The organism is Ichthyenterobacterium magnum (genome assembly GCF_003610635.1).
Lineage (GTDB): Bacteria > Bacteroidota > Bacteroidia > Flavobacteriales > Flavobacteriaceae > Ichthyenterobacterium > Ichthyenterobacterium magnum.
Window position 1 is genome coordinate 392,173 of record NZ_RAQJ01000001.1, and the last position, 23,941, is coordinate 416,113.

Below are 23,941 nucleotides of genomic sequence, written 5' to 3' on the forward strand. Positions count from 1 at the left end.
CTAATTAATAGCAGAGGATTTATATCATAATTATTGTTTGACTAAACGGTTTACAATTGAACCATTATTAGAATTTATTCTAAAAAAGTAAATACCGCTTGAATAGTTGTCTAATGAAATAATATGATTTGTTACCATTTCTTTAAAATTGATTTTTTGTATCAAACGACCATTGATATCAATAATTTCGGCATATGATAGCTCAAGATTGTTTGGATTGCTTAGTATTAACTTATCTTGTATTGGGTTAGGATATAATATTAAGCTTTCCATAAGTTTATCTGTAACCGATAAGGATTCTCCATCAACATCAAATTCAAAATCCCCAAACTCATCCTCATTAAACCCTCTAATGCCAATAAAATACGTTGTACTTCCATCTGATGTAAATGCGTTATTCTGTCGCCAACCAGATGAACATCCTGGCTCTGCAACTAGCTCATTGGAGGTAAATGGATAAACACATGTTAAACTACTACAGTCTCCTGTAAACACACCTAGCTGAACTGAAAAAGGTCTATCACAAAAAGAAATGATGATATCTTCTTCACTACCCAACCCTGTGTACGAAAACCAAACTACTTTTTCATCATCATTCGTTGGGTTATTGCAAAGCGGAACATTATCAAAATTGGTAGCCCAAGTGGTGTCTCCAGAATAAGATGTACCTCTTTGGATAGCAATAGCATCTATGCAGTTATTATTTACTGGCGGCGGCGGTGGAATACTAATGCACAGATCAAATGATGCATCTCGTCCATCTTCAAATGAAGCTCTATTCATTGTTAATCTAAGATAGTATGTATTACCAATCACTAAGTTGTAATAAATATAAATTTCATCATCATCATTGTATGAACAGAAAAGTCTATCTACATCATCTTGAGTATTACAGTCAATAATATTATCAAAAAGTACTGCATTGTAATCTGAGTCGCTAAAATCATTGTTTGTTCCAATAATTTTAAATTGATATGAGGTTGATGTTGCTACAAAAGAGTACCATACATCTTCATCATGAAAACCACAATCATCAAAATTATCTGGAGAATACGTTGCTCCCAGTGTGTTGCCACTAGTACTAAATTCGCAATCACCACCAGTAGGCAATAATAATTCAGCATTCTCACAATCGTTATTAGCTGGAATTAAAGACTGCAACCACTCAAAAGGACCAGCCCAATCACTAAATATACCACTACCACAATCTGTTCTAACATAAAACTCATAGGTTTCATTTACGCTACCACTAACTGAAACAGAGGTTTCTGTAGTTGATGTACCAGAACCTGTAGGTGCTCCCAAACCATCTAACTGCACCACATACTCCCAAATGCTTTCGCTACCATCATAGTCTGTCCAAGAAATATCAGCATCGGTTTCAGAAGTTACAGTAACATCCAAATCAACTGGAAGTACACAACCTATTGCTTCTACGCAAATTTCTGAGACTGTTGTGTTAGGAAAACCAGATCTCCAAACTGCAAGGCTGTATTCTGTATTAGGGTCTAAATCCAGTACTGTTTGTTGATTCATATTTGTTGGGTTTCTATAACAAAACACCTCGCTATCTCTAAAACAAACACCTTGACTATTACAATTAAGTGTGTGTATAACAAAGTTGTCATCAGCATTATCGGTTGTAATCTTTATAGCACCATTTGGAGGACTTGTAAACCGATACCAAAACCCATGCTTTTCAACTGTGGCTTGTGGATCACAGGCAAAATTCAAATACACATCGGTGTTATTTGGAAATCTATAAAACGGAAAACCGTTATTATAATCAAAATTAATGGTTGGTTCCAAAGTGCAACTATCTGGCGATAGATTAATAGAAATAGGAAAAGCAACAGACTCGCCTTCTACAGGTTGAACTATAGTATAAGGTCCTATCCATTGGCTATTATTTACACCACAACTGGTTTGCAAATAGTAATCATAAGATACTCCTGAGGTTAAACCAGTAATAATAGGGAAATTATTATCTGGTATACTATCATCTGTAATTTGCATGCCATTTCCAAGTGTAAAACCTGTTTCTCCATATTCAACTATCCAACCACTTTCGTTTGATACAATTCTTCTCCAGGTAAAAACAGATTCTGTAAGTAATCGTGGCGATCCATCTAATGCATATGGACTTGGACAGTTAAAGCTATCGTTAGAAAACTCGTCTAGATACAAAACACCACCTGTTGCCATAGAGACAATAGCGATATAAACCAATTGATTATTATATGCCGAGAGGTCATATGCATATAAATCATAGTTTCCAAACTCGGCATCTGGAGCAGTTTCTGTAGCAATTATGTTTGTAAAATCTGAGGAATCTGTTCCTGTTGTTGATAACCGCACTTCAAAATTCTGTTCCATAAAATCACCACGAACATGAAAGGAAATACGTTCAGAAACACCAGAAGTAATTATAAATTGTGGTGTAATTAAATAATCTTCATCAATATCACTGTCATTAAATATAGCAAGACCATCGCCTCCGCCCCAAGAATAAAGCGAAGTAGACTCCCACAAATCATTTCCAGAACCATCTAGTACTGTCCAATTATTAGGAATTCCTGAATTAAAATCTTCAAAAAACTGTGCATTAACTATAGTTATATATAATAATGAAATTGTAAAAAAAAGTAAAATTCGTTTCATGATTAATAGCTTTATAAGGTTGATATACTATTACATCGGTAAAGTCAGTAAATGTCATCAAAAAGGACGACCACCAAAAAGGTGATCGCCCCAAATAAACCAATAATATGAAACGATAACTTATTATTGCTTAATTAATCGTTTTGTAATTGAATTGTTTGATGCATTTATTTTTACAAAATACATCCCACTAGAATAGGTGTCTAATGAAATTTCTTTAACCGTATTCATGTTTCTAAGGTTAATAATACTAATAACTTTACCCGTAACATCAATGATTTCAGCATTAATCAATTCTAATCTACTTGTGTTTTTTAATGTAACTATGTTAAATGCTGGATTAGGAAACAAAGAAATATCTGCATCATTCAACTCATTATCATTAATACTTAAGGTGTCATCAACAGTTACTTTAAAAGAACACTCAGCTGTATTTCCAGAATCGTCTGTAACTTCAACTCTAATATTATGACTTCCAGGACCAAGTTCTGTTCCTGGTATTGGTGTTTGTACACGATCGAGGTCATCATCACAGTTATCTGAAACTACAACGGTTCCATCTTGAATATAATTTGGGACTGTATATGTACCATCTACCTGTACTGTAAAATCACTAGGGCAAATTATTTCTGGCAATGTATTATCAATCAATGTTACGGTCGCTGGTACTGATGCGCTATTGCTACTTTGGTCAGTTACTATTAAGTTTACTGTGTTTGCACCTAAATCTTCACAGGTAAAATCGGTTACATCTAAGCTTAAAGTACTCATCATACAATTATCTGATGACCCATCATTAACGTCTGCTGGCACTATTGATGCATTTCCTGAAGCATCTAACTGAACTATAATATCTTGAGTAACTACTATTGGATTTTCAGTATCATTTATCGTAACATTAAACGTACAAACATCTGTATTACCTGATGCATCGGTTGCTGTTACTGTTACTTCTGTTGTTCCTAACGGAAACACACTGCCTGATGCTGGAACACTCGAGGTTGTTACTCCTGGACAATTATCTGTTGCTGATGCCATAAATGTAACTACGGCATCACATGAACCTGAATCGTTTGATTGAACAATATCATCTGGACAGGTTACTACTGGGTTTTCAGTGTCATTTATCGTAACATTAAACGTACAAACATCTGTATTACCTGATGCATCGGTTGCTGTTACTGTTACTTCAGTTGTTCCTAACGGAAACACACTGCCTGATGCTGGAACACTCGAGGTTGTTACTCCTGGACAATTATCTGTTGCTGATGCCATAAACGTAACTACGGCATCACATGAACCCGAATCGTTTGATTGAACAATATCATCTGGACAGGTTACTACTGGGTTTATAGAGTCTTCAACTGTTACTATAGCAGTTGCATTAGCTGAGTTTCCATCATTATCAGTCACTGTAAGTATTACTGAATTATCACCTACATCTGCACATGTAAAAGCGGTAATATCTAAAGAAAACACTAACTCATTTGTTGGTGTACAATTATCAGTTGTACCATCATCTACATCAGTATCGACTATGCTAACATTCCCTGTAGCATCTAATTGAACTGTAATATCTTGAGTAATTATATCTGGAGGCAAAATATCTAACTTATCTGAAATGGTAAGCAATACAGAATTACTTTCAGGATATGTAACATCAAAAGTATATCGTTTTCCGTCATAATCAACAATGATAGGTGTTACTAAATTTTCAGTAGAATTTGTTCCAGAAACTGTTGCTATTGTAAATGTATCTCCTTGGTTAGCTTCAAAACCCATTATAATATTAACATTGCCTTCAAACACAACATTGGTACCAGTTATTGCTAAAACATCATGCTCGGTATCTGGTGTTAAACCATTTAATTCAATATCTAGAATAGTATTTATTGTAGATATATAATTTCCTATAACAGTTAATGTTCCTGGTGACGCTCCTGGTGCAAATGTCCCATCATTGGTAAATATGGAAATCGCAGGTAAATCGAATATTGCATTTCCTTTTACGACTCCACCTACTTGATGGTCTAATGTACTCGAAAAACTCATTGTTCCTGTTTCGGCATCAATAATTCCAGAATTAGTAACCTCAACACCAATATTTGATTTATCAGCAACTATATCGTTAGTATAAGCCGTTCTTAAAATTCCTGCATTATTTAAAATTCTAGGTACAGCACCACTTCCAGAAAATCCTGAGTCATCACCTATAAATTGAATGACACCAGTTTCGGTATTATTTAAAACAGCATTAGTACCAATAAATATATCTCCTAATCCATTAAAATCAATATCACCATTGTTGGTTAATGTAGAACCTGCTGACATAGTAATGTTACTATCTAAAATTGAAATTCTACTCTCATTTACAAGTGTCCCGCTTTGAAGGCTTCCACTTGCCCAAGTCACAGTTTCACTCCCTAAGAAATCAAATGTTGCTGTTTCTGCTGGTGCAATAATAGCAGTACTTCTCCAATTTATTATACCATCAACAGTTCCTGATAGCACTCCAGATAATGTAATGGTTGTGTCCCAATCTAAAGTTCCATCTGCAAATACGTTATAAGTTCCATCATTTAACTCAATCCCAGGGCTACTTAAATTAAGCGTCCCATTTTCAACCTGTATTATACCATTATTATTTTTTAATTCAACACTTATTGTTGCTTTGTCTGTAATATCAGAAAATGTTGCTTTAATAATCCCTTCATTATTTAATAGTCTAGGTAAGCCTCCTGACCCAGAGAATCCAGAATCGTCGCCTTGTAAATCAATTACACCTGTACTAGTATTATTTAAAACAGCATCTGTTGAGATAAAAATATCGCCTCCTCCAGAAAAATTGATTTTATCATTATTAATTAGGGTAGTAGCAATATTTATAAACACATTACCTATCTGTATTTCTATGATACTATTGTTGGTAAGTACACCTCCACCAGCCAAAGAACCTGAAGGCCAATTTACAGTTCCGTTTCCAGTAAAATCAAACGTTGCGGTACCTAAAACACTGGTTGTACTTCTCCAGTTAAAATCACCATCAATAGCACCTGTTAAAGTCCCAGATATTAATATTGGCGAATCCCAATCTAGTGTAGCTCCTGAAAACACATTGTAAGTACCTCCTGTTAATTCAATACCTGGACTAGCAAGGTTAAGTGTTCCGTTTTCGACTTGAATTACACCATCATTATTTCGTAACTCAACTCCAATTGAGGTTTTATCTGAAGGATCAATAAAAGACGTTTTAATTAGGCCCTCATTATTTAATAGTCTAGGTTGAGCTCCTGTTCCAGAAAAGCCTGAATCATCGCCTTGAAAGTCAATAACGCCTGTACTCGTATTATTGAGAATGGCATTTGTAGCAATAAAAATATCGCCTCCTAAAGCAAAATCAATATTGCCATTATTTGTTAGTGTTGTCGACATTGAAAGCGTAACATTTCCAGACTGAATTTCTATAGTACTTTCATTGGTTAAAGTTCCGCCTCCTGTTAGATTTCCACCTACCCATTTCAATGTTTCATTACCTGAAAAATTGAATGAAGCCGATGTTAAAACATTTGCTGTACTTCTCCAATTAATATCGCCATCAACAACTCCAGTAAACGTACCAGAAATTGTTATAGCTGAATCCCAATCTAAAGCTGCTCCAGAAAAAACATTGTAAACTCCACCGTTTAACTCAATTCCAGAACTTGAAAGATTTAGTGTACCAACTTCAACTTGAATCGTTCCACCATTATTAATCAGCTCTGCACCTATAGATGATTTATCTGAAACATCTGCATACGAAGTTTTAATTAACCCTTCATTGTTTAATAGTCTTGGTTGACCTCCTGAGCCACTAATACCAGAATCATCACCTTGAAAGTCTATAACGCCAGATATTGAATTATTTAATACACCATTAGTTGCAATAAAAATATCGCCACCACCAACAAAATCAATAGCTCCATTATTAGTTAGTATGGTTGATGCAGGAATAAATACATTTCCGCCAAGTATACTAATGGTTCCATCATTTGTAAGTGTACTACCATTTGAAGTGAAAGTTCCTCCGCTCCAATTAATGCTAGTATTTGGCCCAAATGAGGAGTCATCAGTAAACGTTAAATTAGTGTTTACATCAAATATTGATGTTCCTTGTACGTCAATAGATTTAACGGTTCCTGCAACATTAAGCGTTACTGTAAATCCTGTTGGGATAATAACATCATCTGCCGCTGTTGGTACTAAGTTAGTGTCCCAGTTATCGGTATTGTTCCAGTTTGTGTTTGCGCCTAAACCTGTCCAAGTGGTTTGCGCAATTGCTATTGTGCCTGAGAGCAACAATAGTAGTAGTAAAAATCGTTTCATAATTAATAGCATTTAAAGATTTATATACTATCACATCGAAACGAATAAAAAATGTGAGCATTAAAACCAAATGCTACTTAAATCGTACAAATTTTGAGCTATTAAAAGTATAATTAGAAACTGGGATTATGGTGTCTTTTTTTAAATTATACCAAGGTGAAATATTTTCGTCTTCAAGGTTTTTAACTAAATGAACACTTTGTGCCGGTGTATTACCTTGAAACAACAAATACAGCTTTTCGCCTTTTGAGTTTACAACTTCATCACAAATCATAGCAATATGCCCTGGTGAACCACCTTTAATAAGCATATCTCCAATCTTTAAATCCTTAGCATATTCAATTTTAGACAATTCATTAAACAACGATAAAGTACCAGAATACATATAAATTAAATTCAGGTATTTATAAAAATTAGCTTTAGAATAATCTTTGTTTGATGTTTTATGAAATGATACTTTATTTCCTTTAATTTTTGGCCGGTAACCTTCTGCATACTTAAACCAAGAACAATAATGTCCAGAAGTAAAGTTAAAGCCTATCTCATCTTTTCTATTACTATCCCAAAGATATTCTGCTCTAATTCTTATTAAAGCATCTGCGCATTGTTGTAGCCCGTTTGACGGCACAGGAATATCTAAAACTCCTATATGACCTCTTTGCCAGAAATACTCAGTTGCATCATAATTAATAATTTTACTCCCAAATGGTTTCAAACTATAATTCCGTAAATACTCTTGAAAAGACCCTTTTTTATAAATGACACGCTTATAACCTTTAGGTGCAATCACTCTAGATTTAATTGTTAAGCTATCTTCATTTAATAAAACTATTTTCTTTGTAGAAGCTATCAAGACTTGAGTCGTTTTTTTAACTGGCTTTAATTGGTATACTAACAAGACAATAGTAATACAAACTAATACTACAAGTAAATATTTTTTCATAAGTATAAGAACGTTTTGAAACTGTTTTTTCGTATTTGATATACAAAAAAGTGTAACTTTAAGCAAAGTTACTTCTGTAACATTTTATTTTTTATATACAGATAGTCTTATACTCAACTCCAGCTACAACCATTAGCTTCATTTTACTAACAACTGTAAATTTATGATCAAACAATTCTGTAATACTAATAAGAATAGTTTCTTAATTATTGGAAGCATTTTTAGCATTATTTTCTTATTTAATTGCAAAAACAAAAGTACGCTTCCTGACCCTCTTGAAGCTGGGTGGAACAATATAGCCGTTTGTGAGGTATTAGAAGACAATGAAAGCTTAAGAGCTTTAAAGTGCACGTTTCCGCCAAGCGTTGGGCACAATCGTCATTACCATAACGCTCATTTTGGATATGCTATTTCTGGAGGAAGAATGAGAATAAAAGACACAACAGGCATTAGAGAAGTCACTATAAAAAAAGGAGCTCATTTTTCTAGTGATGGTATAGACTGGCATGAGGTTATAAATATTGGTGACAGTACTGCTATTTTTTTAATTATTGAGCCTAAATAACTCCATTCTATAAACAAAAATTAATTTTTAGTATCTTTAAATACATAATTAAACCTAACATCATGAAGCTATTAATTACACTATGTTGTGTGTTAGGTTTTAGTTTACAATCTTACACACAACAGGACGCTCCATCTCCTATTTTATTTATCTACGACGCTAGTGGCTCCATGTGGGGACAACTAGATGGTAAAACAAAAAAAGGCATTGCTGCAAACGTTTTATCAACAACTGTAAGCAATCTTCCTACCAATCAAAACATTGGCTTAGTGGCTTATGGTCATCGCAAAAAGGGAGATTGTAACGATATTGAGTTTTTGGTTGATATAAAAAATGACGACAAAAACAATATTACAGCTGCAGTTAAAAGCATGAATGCTTTAGGAAAAACACCATTAGCTCGTTCGGCTGGACTTGCCATTAATTCACTAAAAGAAAACAATACTAAAGCCACCATTATTTTAATTACTGACGGCATTGAATCTTGTGACGGAAATATTTGCGATGTGGTCTCAAAAGCTAAGTTAGAAGGTATTGATTTTAAACTTCACATTGTCGGATTTGGGCTAAAAGAAGAAGAAACTGAACAATTAAAATGTGCGGCCAATGCTGGAGGTGGCACATATTATGATGCTACTAATGCTGCTGGTTTAGGAGAAGGGCTGACAGAAGCCACTGAGCAAACTATCGACGATTCAGAAGGAAACTTTTCTATCTATGCGACCAAAAATGATGAACCCGTAGATGCTTGGGTGAAAGTAGTTAAGTCTGGTACCAACCAAGAAATAGCTGTCACTCGTACTTATCGAGATTCGGGCTGGGTATTTCTTCCGCCAGGGAAATATGACATGATTGTCAACCCTCTAGAAAATACAAGAATTAAAGGAACCACAATAAAAGTAGAAAGTGTCAAAGATAAAATTGGGCATCAAACTGTAAGTTTTGATGGCGGAAAAATAAATCTTATTACGCTAAATAATGGTGAAGGTTGGGATTGCACAAGTAAAGTAAAAACTCAAGAAGGCGAAGTAGTTGGTGGTAGTAGAACCTATGGTAGGCCACAAATTATAGAAGTAAACGCAGGAGTTTATGATATTGAAATTATGGGTTTAACCATGAAGGGTTTAGAAACCAAATATATTATTGAAGATGTGGTAGTTGCATCTGGAAAAACAGTTGAAGCTTCCCACAATTTCGAAACTGGAATTGCTATGATTGGCGTAAAAAGTGGAGAAACCTTAGTTGACGCCGTTGTAAGTATTAAGGATAAAAAATCAGGCCAAAATGTAGCTGGTAGTAGAACTTATACATCTAATTCTAGTAATCCAAGAGAATTTATGTTGAATCCAGGTACATATGAAGTGAAAGTTAGTGCGGTAAAAAAAGAGCATGCAGGAAAAACAGAAACTTTTACAATTGAAGTAAAAAAAGGTGAAACCATAACCAAGATTATAACCTTTTAATTATGGCGCATCAAGCAATAAAACTCTATAGTTTATTAATGTACTTTTTAGCTATTATTGCCTTTTTCTTTTTAGGGTTGGTCTATGCCGGTATAACTGAAGCTGGTAAAGGGCAAATGCTTGCTGGTGGCGCTATTGTATTTGGCTATGCTGTTATTGGAGCTTTTATAGGACTTTGTTTATCATTGATTATTGCCTTTATAGCTAAGCGGTCTACAATTATTAAACTTAATGTAGTATTAACACTCATCATTGTAGCTTCATTTTCGTATTTTACCATTAGCTACCAAAAGCGTCAACGCGAAAAATTAGAAAATGATTCTCATATAAAAAAGCAACCAACAAAATCTAAACTTATAACACCTGTAAACGAAGCTCAAGAAAATAAAGCTATGGCAATGCTCAAAACAAAAAAAGTAAAAAAACAAACACAACCCATTATGGGTTTAGGTATGTTTACACCAAACTTTTATAAAAACAAGGCACTTTATTTTTACAGTAATTTAACACCTAGCAAATCTGTACATGAGCATATACCAACTGATAGTATTACTTTTAAACAACTAGAATACGGTGGTTTTGATATTGCCACCGCGCCGTCTTGGCTGGTTCCAGACCATTTAAAACTGGATTATGATAGGTTACATTTTAAAGCAAAGTCTATTAGTCATGATTTTATTGAGATTGTCGTTAATACAACTAATAATCAAACTACTTTTGTAGACAGATATGCTGGAAAACTACAATATTGGCCCGAGTTTTTATTAGGCATTCATAGTGTTGAATTTCCAGAACCTTCAAAACACAAGATATATGTAAAACCTTTAGATTATGCTGAAACAATTAAAACACCTTACAGTTTTATGCTACCAATAAAAATTCAAAATCAATGGATGTATGTCGAGTTACAAGGTGATGATTATAAAGCAGTAGCCAAAGGTTGGATTCGTTGGTGTAAGGATGGAAAACTTCTTATAACTTATAACTTATTAAGCTAGCTTACTATATGATAAAATTTTTCAGAAGAATACGCCAAAACATGATTAAAGAAAACAAAGTAAGTAAATACATGTTATATGCCATTGGAGAGATAATATTGGTGGTTATTGGTATCCTCATAGCATTGCAGATTAATAATTGGAATGAAAGAAAAAAAGAACGAGCAAAAGAGCAGGCTTTTTTAAAGGAAATAAACCTAGACTTTAAATCAAATAAAGCACAGTTAGATTCAATAATTAGTTTCAACAAAATTAATTTTCATGCTAGTACTAGATTACTAAAAATTATAGGAACCTTTAATCTAAAAACCCTCAGAGAAATGACGCTAATACACACTTTGCAGATAGTATGAGAGTTTATAATCGATTAATGTGGAGAAATAAATCGTTTAATCCAAAAAACGGAGCTGTTGAAGCACTTTTAAATTCATCATCTTTTAATCTTATTAAAAATGACACTTTAAGGCGAAATTTAATTTCATGGAAAGATGTTTTGGGAGATTATTTAGAGGAAGAACAATTTGCAGTCAATTTTTTGAACAATGAGTATGGACCATGGGCAAGAGCAAGCTTTGATCCCGATATTTCTGATGACCCAGAAAACACAAAAGCTTTCTTCAGCAAACGACATAGAAATTTTATAAACCAAAGAGCTGGAGATTTGGATAATAATATAAACACCGTAAAAGAAGAAGGTGTTGTAGCTATGATTAACGATATAATTAGATTAACAGAACCTAAGCAATGAATGATTAAATTCTTTAGACGAATAAGATACAACCTAATGGAAACAGGAAAGACAGCGAAATACTTTAAATACGCTATTGGTGAAATTGTACTTGTGGTTATTGGTATTTTAATTGCACTTCAGATTAACAACTGGAATGAATATAGAAAAGATAGAAATAGAGAACAAGCTATCTTAAAGAGCCTTCAAACAGACTTTAAAACCAATATCATCAACTTAGATAACGCTTATCATAGTTTTTCAAAAGCCTATGAGGCATCAGCAAATTTACTCGAAATTATTAGATCTGATAATAGTATTAATGGCTCAGAAGTAGAAAAATTATTAGATGATATTATTAATAAAACCAAATCATTAGATATAATTACCGGATCATTAGACGAAATGCTCAATACTGGATCCATCAACTTAATAAGAGATACTAATTTAAAAAATCAATTATCTAATTGGTCTTATTTTAAAACCGATACAGAAGATGACATTATAATATATAGAGACTATTTATTCGATTTCTTTATTCCTTCATTAACAAATAAAGCACTTTTAAGAAATATGGAGGTTCCAAATTTTTTTGAAGACGATTTAAATTTAAAAATAATTGCTAAATCTAATTTCAAAATTAATTATACTAATACAATCAGGACAGTTGAATTTGAAAATCAACTTTACAATAACACCTTAAATTATATGTATACGCTTAACTCTTACAAGGTGTTTAAGCATTATTTAACTGACACTTTAAAACTAATTGAATCTAATATAAATGATTAAATGTTTATAAAACAAAAAACCCAACACAATGTGTTGGGTTTTTCAATTCCTAAAAAGATAGGAATTTATTTATTTTCAGAATGACAATCATTGCCAAACGTCACTTAGCTATTAGCCTCCAAAGTCATCAAATCTGATGTTTTCATCATCAATACCAAAGTCTTCTCCCATTTTTTGAACCGCTTGATTCATTAATGGTGGTCCACAGAAATATAGCTCAATATCTTCTGGCGCTTCATGTTTAGATAAATATTGATCGATTACAACTTGGTGGATAAATCCAACAAAACCATCTCCAGCTTCATCATTTATATCTGTTTTAACTTTCCAGTTATCTTGTTCCATTGGTTCTGATAATGCCAAGTAGAATTTAAAGTTTGGAAAATCTTTTTCTAATGCTCTAAAGTAATGTATGTAAAACAATTCAGCTTTAGAACGTCCTCCATACCAATAGGTTACTTTACGTCCAGTTTTTATAGTTCTAAACAACTCGTATAAATGTGAACGCATTGGTGCCATACCTGCACCACCACCAACGTATAACATTTCTGCTTCAGAATCGTTGATAAAGAATTCTCCGTAAGGTCCAGAAATGGTTACTTTATCTCCTGGTTTTTGATTAAAAATATACGATGATGCTACACCTGGATTAACATCCATCCAACCGCCTTTAGCACGATCAAAAGGTGGTGTTGCAATACGAACATTTAACATAATCTTTCTTCCTTCTGCTGGATAAGAAGCCATAGAATAAGCACGCTCAACAGTTTCTGAATTCTTCATTACTAAAGGCCAGAGTCCAAATTTTTCCCAATCTGGTTTAAATTTATCTGGTTCTCCTGGATGGTCTTCAGGATGCGCAGTAACATCCATTTCTGAATATTTAATTTCTGTTTCTGGAATTTCAATCTGGATATAACCTCCAGCTTTATAACCCATATCTTCAGGAATTTCTACTATAAACTCCTTAATAAATGTAGCCACGTTATAGTTAGATACTACAGTTGCTTCCCATTTTTTAATTCCAAAAATTTCTTCTGGAATAGTAACTTCCATATCCTGTTTTACTTTTACTTGACAAGATAAACGTGCTCCGTGTGCTAACTCTTTTCTTGTAAAGTGAGGTGTTTCTGTTGGTAATGCTTCACCACCTCCAGAGGTTACATGGCATTCACATTGAATACATGTTCCACCACCACCACAAGCTGATGGTAAAAATATTTTTTGAGCACCAAGAGTTGATAATAAGGTATCTCCTGAAGCAACTTCAATTTCACGTTCACCATTAATTAAAATCTTTACAGGGCCTGATGGTGATAATTTTTGTTTTACAAACAATAACAAGGCTACCAATAATAAAGTTACTAGTAAAAAGGCTGCTATAGTTGCAATGATTGTTCCTGTTGTACTTGCTGCTAATATCATGTTATTCATTTGCGTTTATTGTGTTAGCTATCACTTTTTCTTCAGACGTTTTAACAGAGTTTACACTGAGCGCAGTCGAAGTGCTCAACGTGACATCTTCTATTGATTCTTTTTCTAACAAAGCTGTTTTCTCTTCAGTTGTAGCTTCTTCATCTCCACCTGTTAACATACCTCCAAAACTCATAAAACCAATGGCCATTAATCCTGTAATGATAAATGTAATTCCTAAACCTCTTAATGCTGGTGGCACATTACTATATCTAATTTTTTCACGAATTGCTGCAATTGCTAAAATTGCTAAAAACCAACCAATTCCCGAACCAACTCCATAATTTAAGGCTAAACCTAAAGTTGCTATTTCACGAGATTGCATAAATAATGAACCTCCTAAAATGGCACAGTTTACTGCAATTAATGGTAAGAAAATACCAAGTGAGTTATATAATGATGGTGAAAATTTCTCAACAATTATTTCTACTAATTGTACCATGGTTGCAATGGTAGCAATAAACATAATAAATGATAAGAAACTCAAGTCGTATGCTGCATACTCTTCTCCAAGCCAAGATAAAGCTCCAGGTTGAAGTATGTATTGATCTAACAACCAGTTTAAAGGTACTGTAATAGCTAATACAAATATTACAGCAGCTCCTAAACCAACAGCTGTTGATACTTTTTTAGATACAGCTAGGTAAGAACACATTCCAAGAAATGTGGCAAATACCATGTTATCTATAAATATTGATTTGAAAAATAATTCTAAATGTTCCATATATTTTTAGTTTTCAGTTTCAGTCTTAGTTTACAGTATTAACTGTTTACTGCAACTGCAAACTGCATCCTGATTAGTCTTCTATTAAAGCTTTATTTCTACTACGTTGTACCCAAATAATGATTCCTACAACTATTAGAGCCATAGGCGATAATAACATAAATCCGTTATTCTCATAACCAATACTGTATAATCCAGTTTTTTCAATTGGATCTCCTAAAACAGGAATACCTAATAATGTACCTGATCCTAATAATTCTCTAAAGAATCCTACTATAATTAATATTACACCATAACCAAAAGCGTTTCCAATTCCATCAAGGAATGAACGCCATGGTCCGTTACCTAAAGCAAAAGCTTCAAAACGTCCCATAATAATACAGTTAGTAATAATTAATCCAACAAATACTGAAAGTGTTTTACTTAGTTCGTAAGCAAAAGCTTTCAATACTAAATCCACAATAATTACTAATGTTGCTACGACAATAAGTTGTACAATAATTCTAATTTTTGAAGGAATTATATTTCTCATTAAAGAAATCACTACGTTTCCTACACCTAATACAAACAATACTGAAATTGCCATTACGATAGATGCTTCTAACTCTGCTGTAATCGCTAAAGCGGAACAAATACCAAGTACTTGAATTGTAATTGGATTATTATCTGCTAATGGATCTTTTATTAAAGCTGCATCTTTTTTTGAAAGTAAGCCCATAGTATTAATTTTTTAAAGTTTTGAAATAAGGTACATAAAGCTTTAAATCGCTTCTAATCATTGCAGACACACCATCACCTGTGATAGTTGCTCCTGCAATAGCGTCAACCTCGTTATCTGTTTTGTCATTATTTTTTGGATCGGCATTTCCTTTAGCTACATTAATACCTTTAAAAGCACCATTGGCCATTAAATGTTCTCCAATAAAATCGTCCATAAAGAAACGTTGCTTAATGTTTGCCCCTAAACCAGGTGTTTCTCCTTTATGATCAAAATAAGCACCTTGAACTACCATATTTTCATCCATAGCAATGTAAGCCCAAATTGCATCCCAAAGCCCTTTACCTCGTATTGGAGCTATGTAAAATGTTTTACCATCTTTTTCTCCTACAAATAAAGGCAACTGCCTAGCTTTACCAGCTTTTGCATTTGCTTGTTCTTTTTTTACATCTATTAAGTAAGCCTCATCGTTAGCTGTTGCTTTTCCGTTTTGGATTACCAATTGTTGCTTAATGTATTTTTTAAACAATTCTGGAGCTGCATCTGTAGACACAAAATTTGCGCTTGTACCTTCATTTTCATTAATACCCATTGCATAAAGAATGTTTTGTTGCTTTTCTAAACGCTCATTCTCAGAAATTCTAGGTTTTAATGACGATGCTAAAAATGCTAATATAAAACCAACAATGATTACCATACCTATGGCAAAGATTATTGTGTACGAATTTTTATCTGTTCTCTTTTCCATCGTTATGCAACTTTAGCTTTTAAACGTTTCATTCTCTTCTTAACATTACCTTGTACAACGTAATGATCGATTGTTGGAGCAAACACATTCATTAATAGAATTGCTAACATTACGCCTTCTGGGTATGCTGGATTAAATACACGAATCATGATAGAAATAAATCCTACTAAGAAACCATATATCCATTTTCCTTTATTTGTTTGTGATGCTGTTACTGGATCTGTAGCCATAAATACAGTACCAAAAGCAAAACCACCAATTAATAGATGCTGCCAAAATTCTGTACTCATTAATCCATAAAACTTACTCGTTTCTGTTATCCAACCTGAGCTTACAACACCATTAAAGATTAATCCCATTACTAAAGCTCCAATAACAGATGAAAGCATAATTCTCCAGCTTCCTATTTTTGTAAAGATTAAAAATAAACCTCCTAATAAGATTAGTAATGTTGATGTTTCTCCTACAGAACCTGGAATGATTCCGTAAAACATATCCATTATCTCATAACCTGCAGCTTTATTTTGTGCCAAGCTTCCTAAAATAGTTTCTCCAGAAATTGCATCAAGATTTTCTCCAGCTGCAATTAATTGGTCTCTCTCAACTGCACCATGAACCCATACTTTATCTCCAGACATCCATGTTGGATACGCGAAAAATAAAAAGGCTCTAATAGTTAATGCAGGATTTAAGATATTCATTCCTGTACCTCCAAAAACTTCTTTACCAATAACAACTCCAAAGGCAACTGCTACTGCAAGCATCCAAAGCGGCGTATCTATTGGTACAATTAAAGGCACTAACATACCTGTTACTAAATAACCTTCTTCTACTTCATGACCTTTTAATATAGCAAATATGAATTCGATTCCCAATCCAACTCCGTAAGACACAATTACCAACGGTAGAACTTTCCATAAACCAATAACTAAGTTATCCCAGTTCCAAAATGCTGAATCAAAAAATCCACTAGCATTCCCTATTTCTCCTAAAGCTAAATGATGTTGGTAACCAGCGTTAAACATACCAAATATTAAACATGGTATTAATGCCATGATTACTGTATTCATTGTACGTTTTAAATCGTCTGCTACTTTTATATGAGTACCATTATGTGTGGTCTCATTTGGCATGTATAAAAATGTAAAGATAGCGTTGAAGCCTGGAAGCCATTTCTTATCTTTATTCTTTTCTTTAAACTTATGTAAGTTACTTTTTAAACCCATCTGTTTTATTTTTCATTTCGTTCCTTAATGAATTATTTATTACATTTTTCAATTTTTCATCTAAAATTGAAAATTATCCAATTTCTTTAAGCATTAAGTCTAAACCTTCTCTAATTATTTTTTGATGTGGTTGTTTAGATACACATACAAATTCTGTTAATGCAAAGTCTTCTGGTGCAACTTCGTACATTCCTAAAGCTTCCATTTCGTCTAAATCTTTATACATACAAGCTTTTAAAATTTGCATTGGATATATATCTAACGGAAACACTTCTTCGTAAGTTCCTGTTGTTACAAAAGCACGATGCTCACCATTTGTATTGGTATTTAAATCGTACTTTTTATTTGGAGACATCCATGAGAATGTTAATGCTCTAGATGTAGATATTTTATTAAAAACTGGTTTATTCCATCCAAAAAACTCATAATCATCTCCTTCTGGTATTACAGAAATTACATTACTATAATAATCTAAGTTTCCATCTGGTTTCACTTGCTTTCCAGACAATACATTACCAGATATAATTCTAGCATTTGCATCTTTGTCTATACCATTATCGTAAACCATTGTAGCGACTTCGCTACCAATTTTTGTTTTAAAGTATCTTGGTTTTTTAACCAAAGACCCTACAAGTGCTACAATGCGTTCTGCATTAAACTTACCTGTAAGTAATAACTCTCCAATAATAACAAGATCTTGGGCATTTACTGTCCAAACAACCTCACCTTTATTTACTGGGTTAATTTTGTTAATTTGCGTACCAACATTTCCTGCAGGATGTGGTCCTGATACATTATGAATTGTTGCATCAGATAATCCAGCTAATGGCGAATTATTTGAGCCAATACTAATATGCACTTGACCTTCTGTTAATTTTGCTAAAGCAGAAACAGCAGCTTGCAACTCTGCTTCTTTACCTTGAAGTGTAAAATCTAAATCTGCAGCTAAAGGTGCAGTAGCATATCCTGAAACAAAAATCGCTTTTGGTGATTTTTCTGGGTTTGCAATGACATCATAAGGCCTTTGCTTAATAAATGGCCAACATCCTGAAGCTAATAAGTGCGCTTTTACATCTTCTGCTTTTGCTGAAGCAATATTAAACTTACCATTATCTACAAAAGATTGTTCTTTATCTGCTTGAATTTTAACAGCATCAATGCGTCGTTTTGGTCCTCTTAAAATTTCTATAACGGTTCCAGAAACTGGTGAAACAAATTTAACATCTTCATGAGACTTGTTGTAAAAAATAGTTTCTCCTGCTTTTACAGATGTGCCTTCTTTGGCTACCAATTTTGGAATTACACTATGGAAATCTTCAGGTCTTATAGTGCAAAAATTACTGATTATCGCTTGTTCAGCGGTTTTTTCAGCTACACCTTTAAGTTTTATATTAAGACCCTTTTTAATCTTAATGTCTTTTGACATAGGTTATATATTGAAATTAGTTGTCTAAAAATCGCTGCAAAAATACAAATTTCTCAAACAGTTTTCACAATAAATAATAGAGAAATTTTAGAGCTACAGCTGCATACAATTTTTAGGCATAAAATTTGTTTATATTTACGACGAAACTTTACATCAAATGCTATTAAAACTTAATACTGTATTACTTCTATGTATAATCCCTTTGTTTGCTTTTTCTCAAGTTGAAGAAGTTAATCCGCCAGATTATATTAAAACTATAACTTTTAAAGGAAGTACTTTAGAAAGCCAACTTCCTATTTTAAAACTCGGTCAGCCGCTTATATTAGAATTTGATGCTTTAAATGGTGATGAAGACGATTTTTATTATAAAATTGAACATTACGATTTTGATTGGACGCGTTCAAAATTAGCTAAAGCCGAATACCTTAGAGGTTTTGATGATCAACGTATACGAGATTATGACAACTCATTAAATACATATCAAATTTTTTCGCATTACAGATTAAGAATCCCTAATGAGCAAACACGAGGCATCTTAAAAAGTGGTAATTATATAATTTCTATTTATGATGATTATGACGAATTAGTATTTACTAGAAAATTTATGGTTTATGAAGACCTAGTAAGTGTTGGCGTAAATATAAAACGCTCCAGAAATGTTAAGTATATTAATGAAGCACAAACTGTCGATTTTAAAATTGTAACAAACAATATTAATTTTAACAATCCATCGCAGACTATAAAAACATTAGTTATTCAAAACAACAATTTACACAATACTATTTCTGACCTAAAGCCTACTTATACTTTAGGTAACGAACTCATTTACAGATATACAAACGAAGCTAATTTTTGGGCTGGAAACGAATATTATTTCTTTGAAAACAAAGATGTAAGAGCAGCCAATGTTGGTGTGCAGTTTACAGACTTAAGAGATATTTATCACACCTTTTTATATACTAACAGAGAACGCGCAACATTACCTTACACTTACAACCCCGATATTAATGGTAACTTTTTAGTTACTGCTCTAGATGCAGACAATGTTTCTATTGAAGCAGATTACACAATGGTTCATTTTTCATTGCAACATCCAGAACTCACAGACGGAAGCACTATTTATGTGTATGGTAACTTTAATAATTATGCATTAGAAGAAACTAATAAATTGACATTTGATTCTGTAAGCGGACTATACAAAACCGCTTTTGAATTAAAACAAGGGTTTTATAATTATAAATATGTAGTTGTAGATGCTAAAGGTAATATTGACGAAGGCTTAATTGGTGGCGATTTTTGGCAAACCGAAAACAATTACAAAGTACTTGTGTATTATAGAGATTTAGGTGCTAGATACGATAAACTTATTGGCTTTGGCGAGGCGTCTTCTGTAGATATTTCTAATTAGAAATCTTACACATTATTATGGTTACTCATAAAATGAGTCATTAATTGTACACAAAGTTAGCATAAGTTTTTTTACTTTAAGTAGTGTACGTTTATTTTGTTAAATGATTTTCCTTTATTAGGGATAAAAATAGAATCCTGTTTTTTCTTTTTCTTTAAATTTTTTCATAATCGTGGTTTTCTGCTTATGTCAAACTATTGCTTAACAATAACTCCTTATACGTGTCATAACTCAATTGCTTAGCAACAAAAGATTGTGTTTGCTCATCAAAAAAAGTACAAGCATCAATTGGTTTTGCATATAAGTGCAAACTTATGGTTCTGCCTTTATAGCTGTTTTTTAATTTATGTAAGCCAATAAGATCGTTAATATAAGAGCTTTCATTTGCACACAGTTTTCGTGTTCCGTTTTTAACTAACTCATCGTTTTCGCCTTTACTATAAAACACTTCTTCTACTTCGCCTTGCAACACATTTACCCAACATTCTTCACCTCCATGACAATGTATAGGTGTTTCTTGACCTGCTTCCCAACACAATAAAATAAGCTCAAAATCAGACTCTCTATGCAAACAATTTCTTGTATATTTTTTTGAAGACCAACTTTCAAAATCTAATAAAGAGACAGCATCAATATTAAAATTTTTAAATATTGAGTTGTAATTCTCTTTATTGTTTTCCGACAATAATGCTATTAATTTTTGTAAAGACATTTTAGATTCCAAAAAGTATTAATTTTAAAACGTTACAATTTAAATTGATTTTCTTTAGCATTCCTTAAAAATAGGAATAAATTTACAAGGTCAATCATTTTCGTGCGACATTAGCCACATGCATAAAGACTTAAAATTATTTATTGAACTTGCTGAAATTCTTTTAGAAGAAGAGGCTAACAATACGGTTGCAAAACCTATTGATACCGACAAACTATATCAAACATTAGACCTTCAACTTAATGACGCTCCAGCTTTAGACGAAGAATTTAAAAGCACATTACTACAAATTGTAAAAAACACACCAAAAACAGCTTCGACCTCTTTTTTTAATCAACTTTTTGGAGGACGAATTGGTAAAGCTACACTTGGAGATTTATTAGCCGTAATGCTAAATAATAGTATGTATACTTATAAAGTTGCTGGACCTCAAGTAGGTATTGAAAAAGTGATTTTAAATAAAATCTGTGACATTATTGGTTACGGAAACGAAAGCGACGGCACCTTTGCGCCTGGTGGTTCTATGAGCAATTATATGGCGATGTTAATGGCTAGAGACAAGTACAATTCGACTATAAGAAATGAAGGCGTTACAAATAAAATGGTGGCTTATACATCTGAAGCATCACACTATTCTATTGCAAAAAATGCTTCATTTATTGGTATTGGAAGAAACCAAGTTAGACGCATTAAAACCAATGCTTTTGGGCAAATGCTTGCTGAAGATTTAGAACACCAAATAAAATTAGACATTAAAAAAGGTTACCAACCATTTTTTGTTAATGCAACTGCAGGAACAACAGTTCTAGGTGCTTTTGATAACACAAAAACTATTAGTAACGTTTGTAAAACCTATGATTTATGGCTACATCTAGATGGCGCATATTGTGGTTCTGTTATTTTTAGCAAAAAATACAAACACTTAGTAGAAGGTATCGAGCATACAGACTCATTTAGTGTTAATGCACACAAAATGTTAAGTACACCTTTAAGTTGTTCAATAATTGTTGTTAAAAACAAAACATACTTGCATCAATCCTTAACTAATGATGCTGAGTATTTATATCAAACAAATGATGATGATTTTAACTTAGGAAAAACATCATTACAATGCGGTAGACGAAATGATGCTTTAAAATTATGGACATTATGGAAATCTGTAGGCAATAAAGGTTTAGAACATATTGTAAACCACCAATTTAAACTAGCCGATATTGCAAGAGATTATATTAATAATCACAGTGATTATAAGCTATACAGTTTTGACGATTCAATTTCTGTATGTTTTAATTACAAAAATATCCCTGCAAATATTTTATGCACAAAACTCTACCAAAGTGCTAAGCTTATGGTTGGTTATGGTAATTTTAATGACACTGAATTTGTAAGAATGGTGACTATAAACTCAGTTCTTAAAGAGGAAGATATTATTGCTTTTTTCAAGACTATTGAAAGTTTTGTAGAAGCTGAAAAGCTTTAAATCAAGTTATTGGCTTTCAATTTTAGCTGTTAAAAATTTGCTTTATTCTAAAAAAGTGCTGAAATTGGTAGAAAAATATGCTATTTTTGCATATTCAATACGAATCCCTACATGGTACAACAAGTTACAAGTGGCATAAAGATTTCTGTGGAAACCACATTTGAAGGTACATTTTATAAAAATTATAAAGTGCACTTTGCTTTTGGCTACAAAATAACTATTGAAAACCAAAGCAAAGATTCTGTTCAGCTTAACTCAAGACACTGGGAAATTCTTGATGCTTTAAATAATATTGAAATCATTGAAGGTGAAGGTGTTATTGGAAAAAAACCTGTTTTAAAGCCTGGTGAATCTCACACTTATAATTCTGGTTGTTTATTAACTTCTCCTTTTGGAGCTATGCAAGGCCATTACAACATGGTTAACTTTACAACAACCAATAAGTTTAAAGTCATTATTCCTTCATTTAAATTAAGTGCTCCTTTTGCGCTTAACTAACTTATTTAAATTCTCGTAAAAAATCAAACCGGTAAACAACATGCTGTTGCTTTACATGAAAAAAATTACAATTTGAATTTTTAATAAAACTGTACTCTTTAGCAATATCAAATCCTAAATTAAAAAGTTTATACACACCATCTACATCCACATTACCAAAAGGTGAAATGCGTCTAAAACGAAACTCTTTGTCATGATTAATATCGTGCAACTCAAACCAAGCGCCTGCTCCTATCCCAGAAAGCCATTGTGCCTTATCTGCAACACCACTAATAGCTATAGGCTCTAAACTACCTTCTAATTTAGGCTCATAGTCTTTTAATCGGTCTAAGAAACATCTTATATTTTCAGACTGTTTTGAGCCTTTAAATTCAGATATATTGCCTTGTTCAGATACACTATATACTTTTTTTTCTGTATTTACTATAAGTACATTACCAATAGTACTTGGCGTAAACCATTTAGACTTAATTAATGCTTTTTTAATCGTTTTATTTGTGACAGATGCAATTAAAGTATCTGTTACAAAACGCGAACAATTTGTTGCTCCTTTTTTAAAAGCGGCATACTTTATAAAATAAAGATCTTGTAAAGTACTAATATATGCTTTAGCTTTTTCATAGTTAATTGATGAACAAACTGAAGCTATTAATTTGCCTTCGCCATGTGTAAGTTGTGGATTTGTTGCTAAGAACACTAAAACCTCATTAAGGTTTTCAATCTTATCTCCTTTAAGCTTAGCTTTCATAGGAAACTCTAATTCATAATCTGTTGTTTTCCCTCTAACTCTTCCGTTAGACTTTGGCGAAATGTAACGTCCAAAATCATGATACTCTAGCTCTCCTGTGCTTTTATCTATAAGTACTAATGCAGCATGACCAGCTCTTATATAATTTTTTTTTCCAACACCAAGAAATCTTAAATAAGACAGATACCATTCGTCAGAAATCATAACAACAGTATCGGGATACGCTAGCGTAAGTATTATTCCGTTATTAATCATTAAAATACTTTTCT

At 32.8% G+C, this 23,941-nt stretch carries 20 protein-coding genes; 9 read left to right on the forward strand and 11 right to left on the reverse strand.

The genetic code is table 11. The features are described from left to right. Positions 1 to 30: 30 nt before the first annotated feature. The 3 genes from BXY80_RS01950 to BXY80_RS01960 all read right to left on the reverse strand — a co-directional run bounded on the left by BXY80_RS01950 (position 31) and on the right by BXY80_RS01960 (position 7,966). Positions 31 to 2,661 (reverse strand): T9SS-dependent choice-of-anchor J family protein, encoded by a 2,631-nt coding sequence (locus BXY80_RS01950; protein ID WP_120199534.1) that lies wholly within the window; start codon positions 2,659 to 2,661, stop codon positions 31 to 33. Between the two features lie 123 nt (positions 2,662 to 2,784). Further along, positions 2,785 to 7,023, reverse strand: a complete 4,239-nt coding sequence (locus tag BXY80_RS01955) for an HYR domain-containing protein (protein WP_162843258.1) — start codon at positions 7,021 to 7,023, stop codon at positions 2,785 to 2,787. A 73-nt stretch (positions 7,024 to 7,096) separates the two neighbouring features. Next, positions 7,097 to 7,966 (reverse strand): DUF4846 domain-containing protein, encoded by an 870-nt coding sequence (locus BXY80_RS01960; RefSeq protein WP_120199536.1) that lies wholly within the window; start codon positions 7,964 to 7,966, stop codon positions 7,097 to 7,099. 163 nt (positions 7,967 to 8,129) lie between these two features. Here BXY80_RS01960 and BXY80_RS01965 point away from each other — a divergent pair, with 163 nt between their 5' ends. The 6 genes from BXY80_RS01965 (at position 8,130) to BXY80_RS01990 (ending at position 12,511) form a co-directional block, all read left to right on the forward strand. Beyond that, positions 8,130 to 8,531, forward strand: a complete 402-nt coding sequence (locus BXY80_RS01965; protein ID WP_120199537.1) for a cupin domain-containing protein — start codon at positions 8,130 to 8,132, stop codon at positions 8,529 to 8,531. Between the two features lie 62 nt (positions 8,532 to 8,593). Beyond that, on the forward strand, positions 8,594 to 9,994 hold the full coding sequence (locus BXY80_RS01970; RefSeq protein WP_120199538.1) for a vWA domain-containing protein: 1,401 nt from the start codon (positions 8,594 to 8,596) through the stop codon (positions 9,992 to 9,994). A gap of 2 nt (positions 9,995 to 9,996) precedes the next feature. Continuing rightward, positions 9,997 to 10,992 carry a hypothetical protein gene (locus BXY80_RS01975; protein WP_120199539.1) on the forward strand — a complete coding sequence of 332 codons (996 nt, stop codon included), beginning with the start codon at positions 9,997 to 9,999 and terminating at the stop codon, positions 10,990 to 10,992. 41 nt (positions 10,993 to 11,033) lie between these two features. Beyond that, entirely contained in the window at positions 11,034 to 11,345 is a 312-nt protein-coding gene (locus tag BXY80_RS01980; RefSeq protein ID WP_120199540.1) for a DUF6090 family protein, read from the forward strand. After that, positions 11,342 to 11,740 (forward strand): hypothetical protein, encoded by a 399-nt coding sequence (locus BXY80_RS01985; RefSeq protein ID WP_147376092.1) that lies wholly within the window; start codon positions 11,342 to 11,344, stop codon positions 11,738 to 11,740. The genes BXY80_RS01980 and BXY80_RS01985 overlap by 4 nt, the downstream gene beginning before the upstream one ends. Positions 11,741 to 11,776: 36 nt before the next feature. Further along, the gene (locus BXY80_RS01990) at positions 11,777 to 12,511 is read left to right on the forward strand and encodes a DUF6090 family protein (protein ID WP_162843248.1); all 735 of its coding nucleotides are present in this window, start codon (positions 11,777 to 11,779) and stop codon (positions 12,509 to 12,511) included. Positions 12,512 to 12,622: 111 nt separating this feature from the next. On the opposite strand, the gene nqrF is transcribed toward BXY80_RS01990, so the two are convergent. The 6 genes from nqrF to BXY80_RS02020 all read right to left on the reverse strand — a co-directional run bounded on the left by nqrF (position 12,623) and on the right by BXY80_RS02020 (position 18,826). Continuing rightward, entirely contained in the window at positions 12,623 to 13,936 is a 1,314-nt protein-coding gene (gene nqrF, locus BXY80_RS01995) for an NADH:ubiquinone reductase (Na(+)-transporting) subunit F (RefSeq protein ID WP_120200324.1), read from the reverse strand. Position 13,937: 1 nt separating this feature from the next. Continuing rightward, positions 13,938 to 14,708, reverse strand: a complete 771-nt coding sequence (gene nqrE, locus BXY80_RS02000) for an NADH:ubiquinone reductase (Na(+)-transporting) subunit E (RefSeq protein WP_120199543.1) — start codon at positions 14,706 to 14,708, stop codon at positions 13,938 to 13,940. 73 nt (positions 14,709 to 14,781) lie between these two features. Further along, positions 14,782 to 15,426 carry an NADH:ubiquinone reductase (Na(+)-transporting) subunit D gene (locus tag BXY80_RS02005; protein ID WP_120199544.1) on the reverse strand — a complete coding sequence of 215 codons (645 nt, stop codon included), beginning with the start codon at positions 15,424 to 15,426 and terminating at the stop codon, positions 14,782 to 14,784. 4 nt (positions 15,427 to 15,430) lie between these two features. Next, a complete protein-coding gene (locus tag BXY80_RS02010; RefSeq protein WP_120199545.1) occupies positions 15,431 to 16,174 on the reverse strand; it encodes a Na(+)-translocating NADH-quinone reductase subunit C in 744 nt (247 codons plus the stop codon). Between the two features lie 2 nt (positions 16,175 to 16,176). Next, positions 16,177 to 17,400, reverse strand: coding sequence for an NADH:ubiquinone reductase (Na(+)-transporting) subunit B (locus BXY80_RS02015; protein ID WP_120199546.1), 1,224 nt, complete (start codon positions 17,398 to 17,400; stop codon positions 16,177 to 16,179). Positions 17,401 to 17,473: 73 nt separating this feature from the next. Beyond that, positions 17,474 to 18,826, reverse strand: a complete 1,353-nt coding sequence (locus BXY80_RS02020) for a Na(+)-translocating NADH-quinone reductase subunit A (protein ID WP_120199547.1) — start codon at positions 18,824 to 18,826, stop codon at positions 17,474 to 17,476. A 157-nt stretch (positions 18,827 to 18,983) separates the two neighbouring features. Between BXY80_RS02020 and BXY80_RS02025 the strand changes: the two genes are divergently transcribed. Then, entirely contained in the window at positions 18,984 to 20,234 is a 1,251-nt protein-coding gene (locus tag BXY80_RS02025) for a type IX secretion system plug protein (RefSeq protein WP_120199548.1), read from the forward strand. Between the two features lie 184 nt (positions 20,235 to 20,418). On the opposite strand, the gene BXY80_RS02030 is transcribed toward BXY80_RS02025, so the two are convergent. Next, positions 20,419 to 20,946 carry a cysteine dioxygenase gene (locus tag BXY80_RS02030; protein WP_120199549.1) on the reverse strand — a complete coding sequence of 176 codons (528 nt, stop codon included), beginning with the start codon at positions 20,944 to 20,946 and terminating at the stop codon, positions 20,419 to 20,421. 118 nt (positions 20,947 to 21,064) lie between these two features. Between BXY80_RS02030 and BXY80_RS02035 the strand changes: the two genes are divergently transcribed. Further along, positions 21,065 to 22,426, forward strand: coding sequence for a pyridoxal phosphate-dependent decarboxylase family protein (locus BXY80_RS02035; RefSeq protein ID WP_120199550.1), 1,362 nt, complete (start codon positions 21,065 to 21,067; stop codon positions 22,424 to 22,426). 111 nt (positions 22,427 to 22,537) lie between these two features. Then, complete coding sequence (apaG, locus tag BXY80_RS02040) at positions 22,538 to 22,924, forward strand: Co2+/Mg2+ efflux protein ApaG (RefSeq protein ID WP_120199551.1); 387 nt, start codon at positions 22,538 to 22,540, stop codon at positions 22,922 to 22,924. A gap of 1 nt (position 22,925) precedes the next feature. Here apaG and BXY80_RS02045 read toward each other — a convergent pair whose 3' ends face one another. After that, entirely contained in the window at positions 22,926 to 23,927 is a 1,002-nt protein-coding gene (locus BXY80_RS02045) for a DUF6695 family protein (RefSeq protein WP_120199552.1), read from the reverse strand. Positions 23,928 to 23,941: the final 14 nt, after the last annotated feature.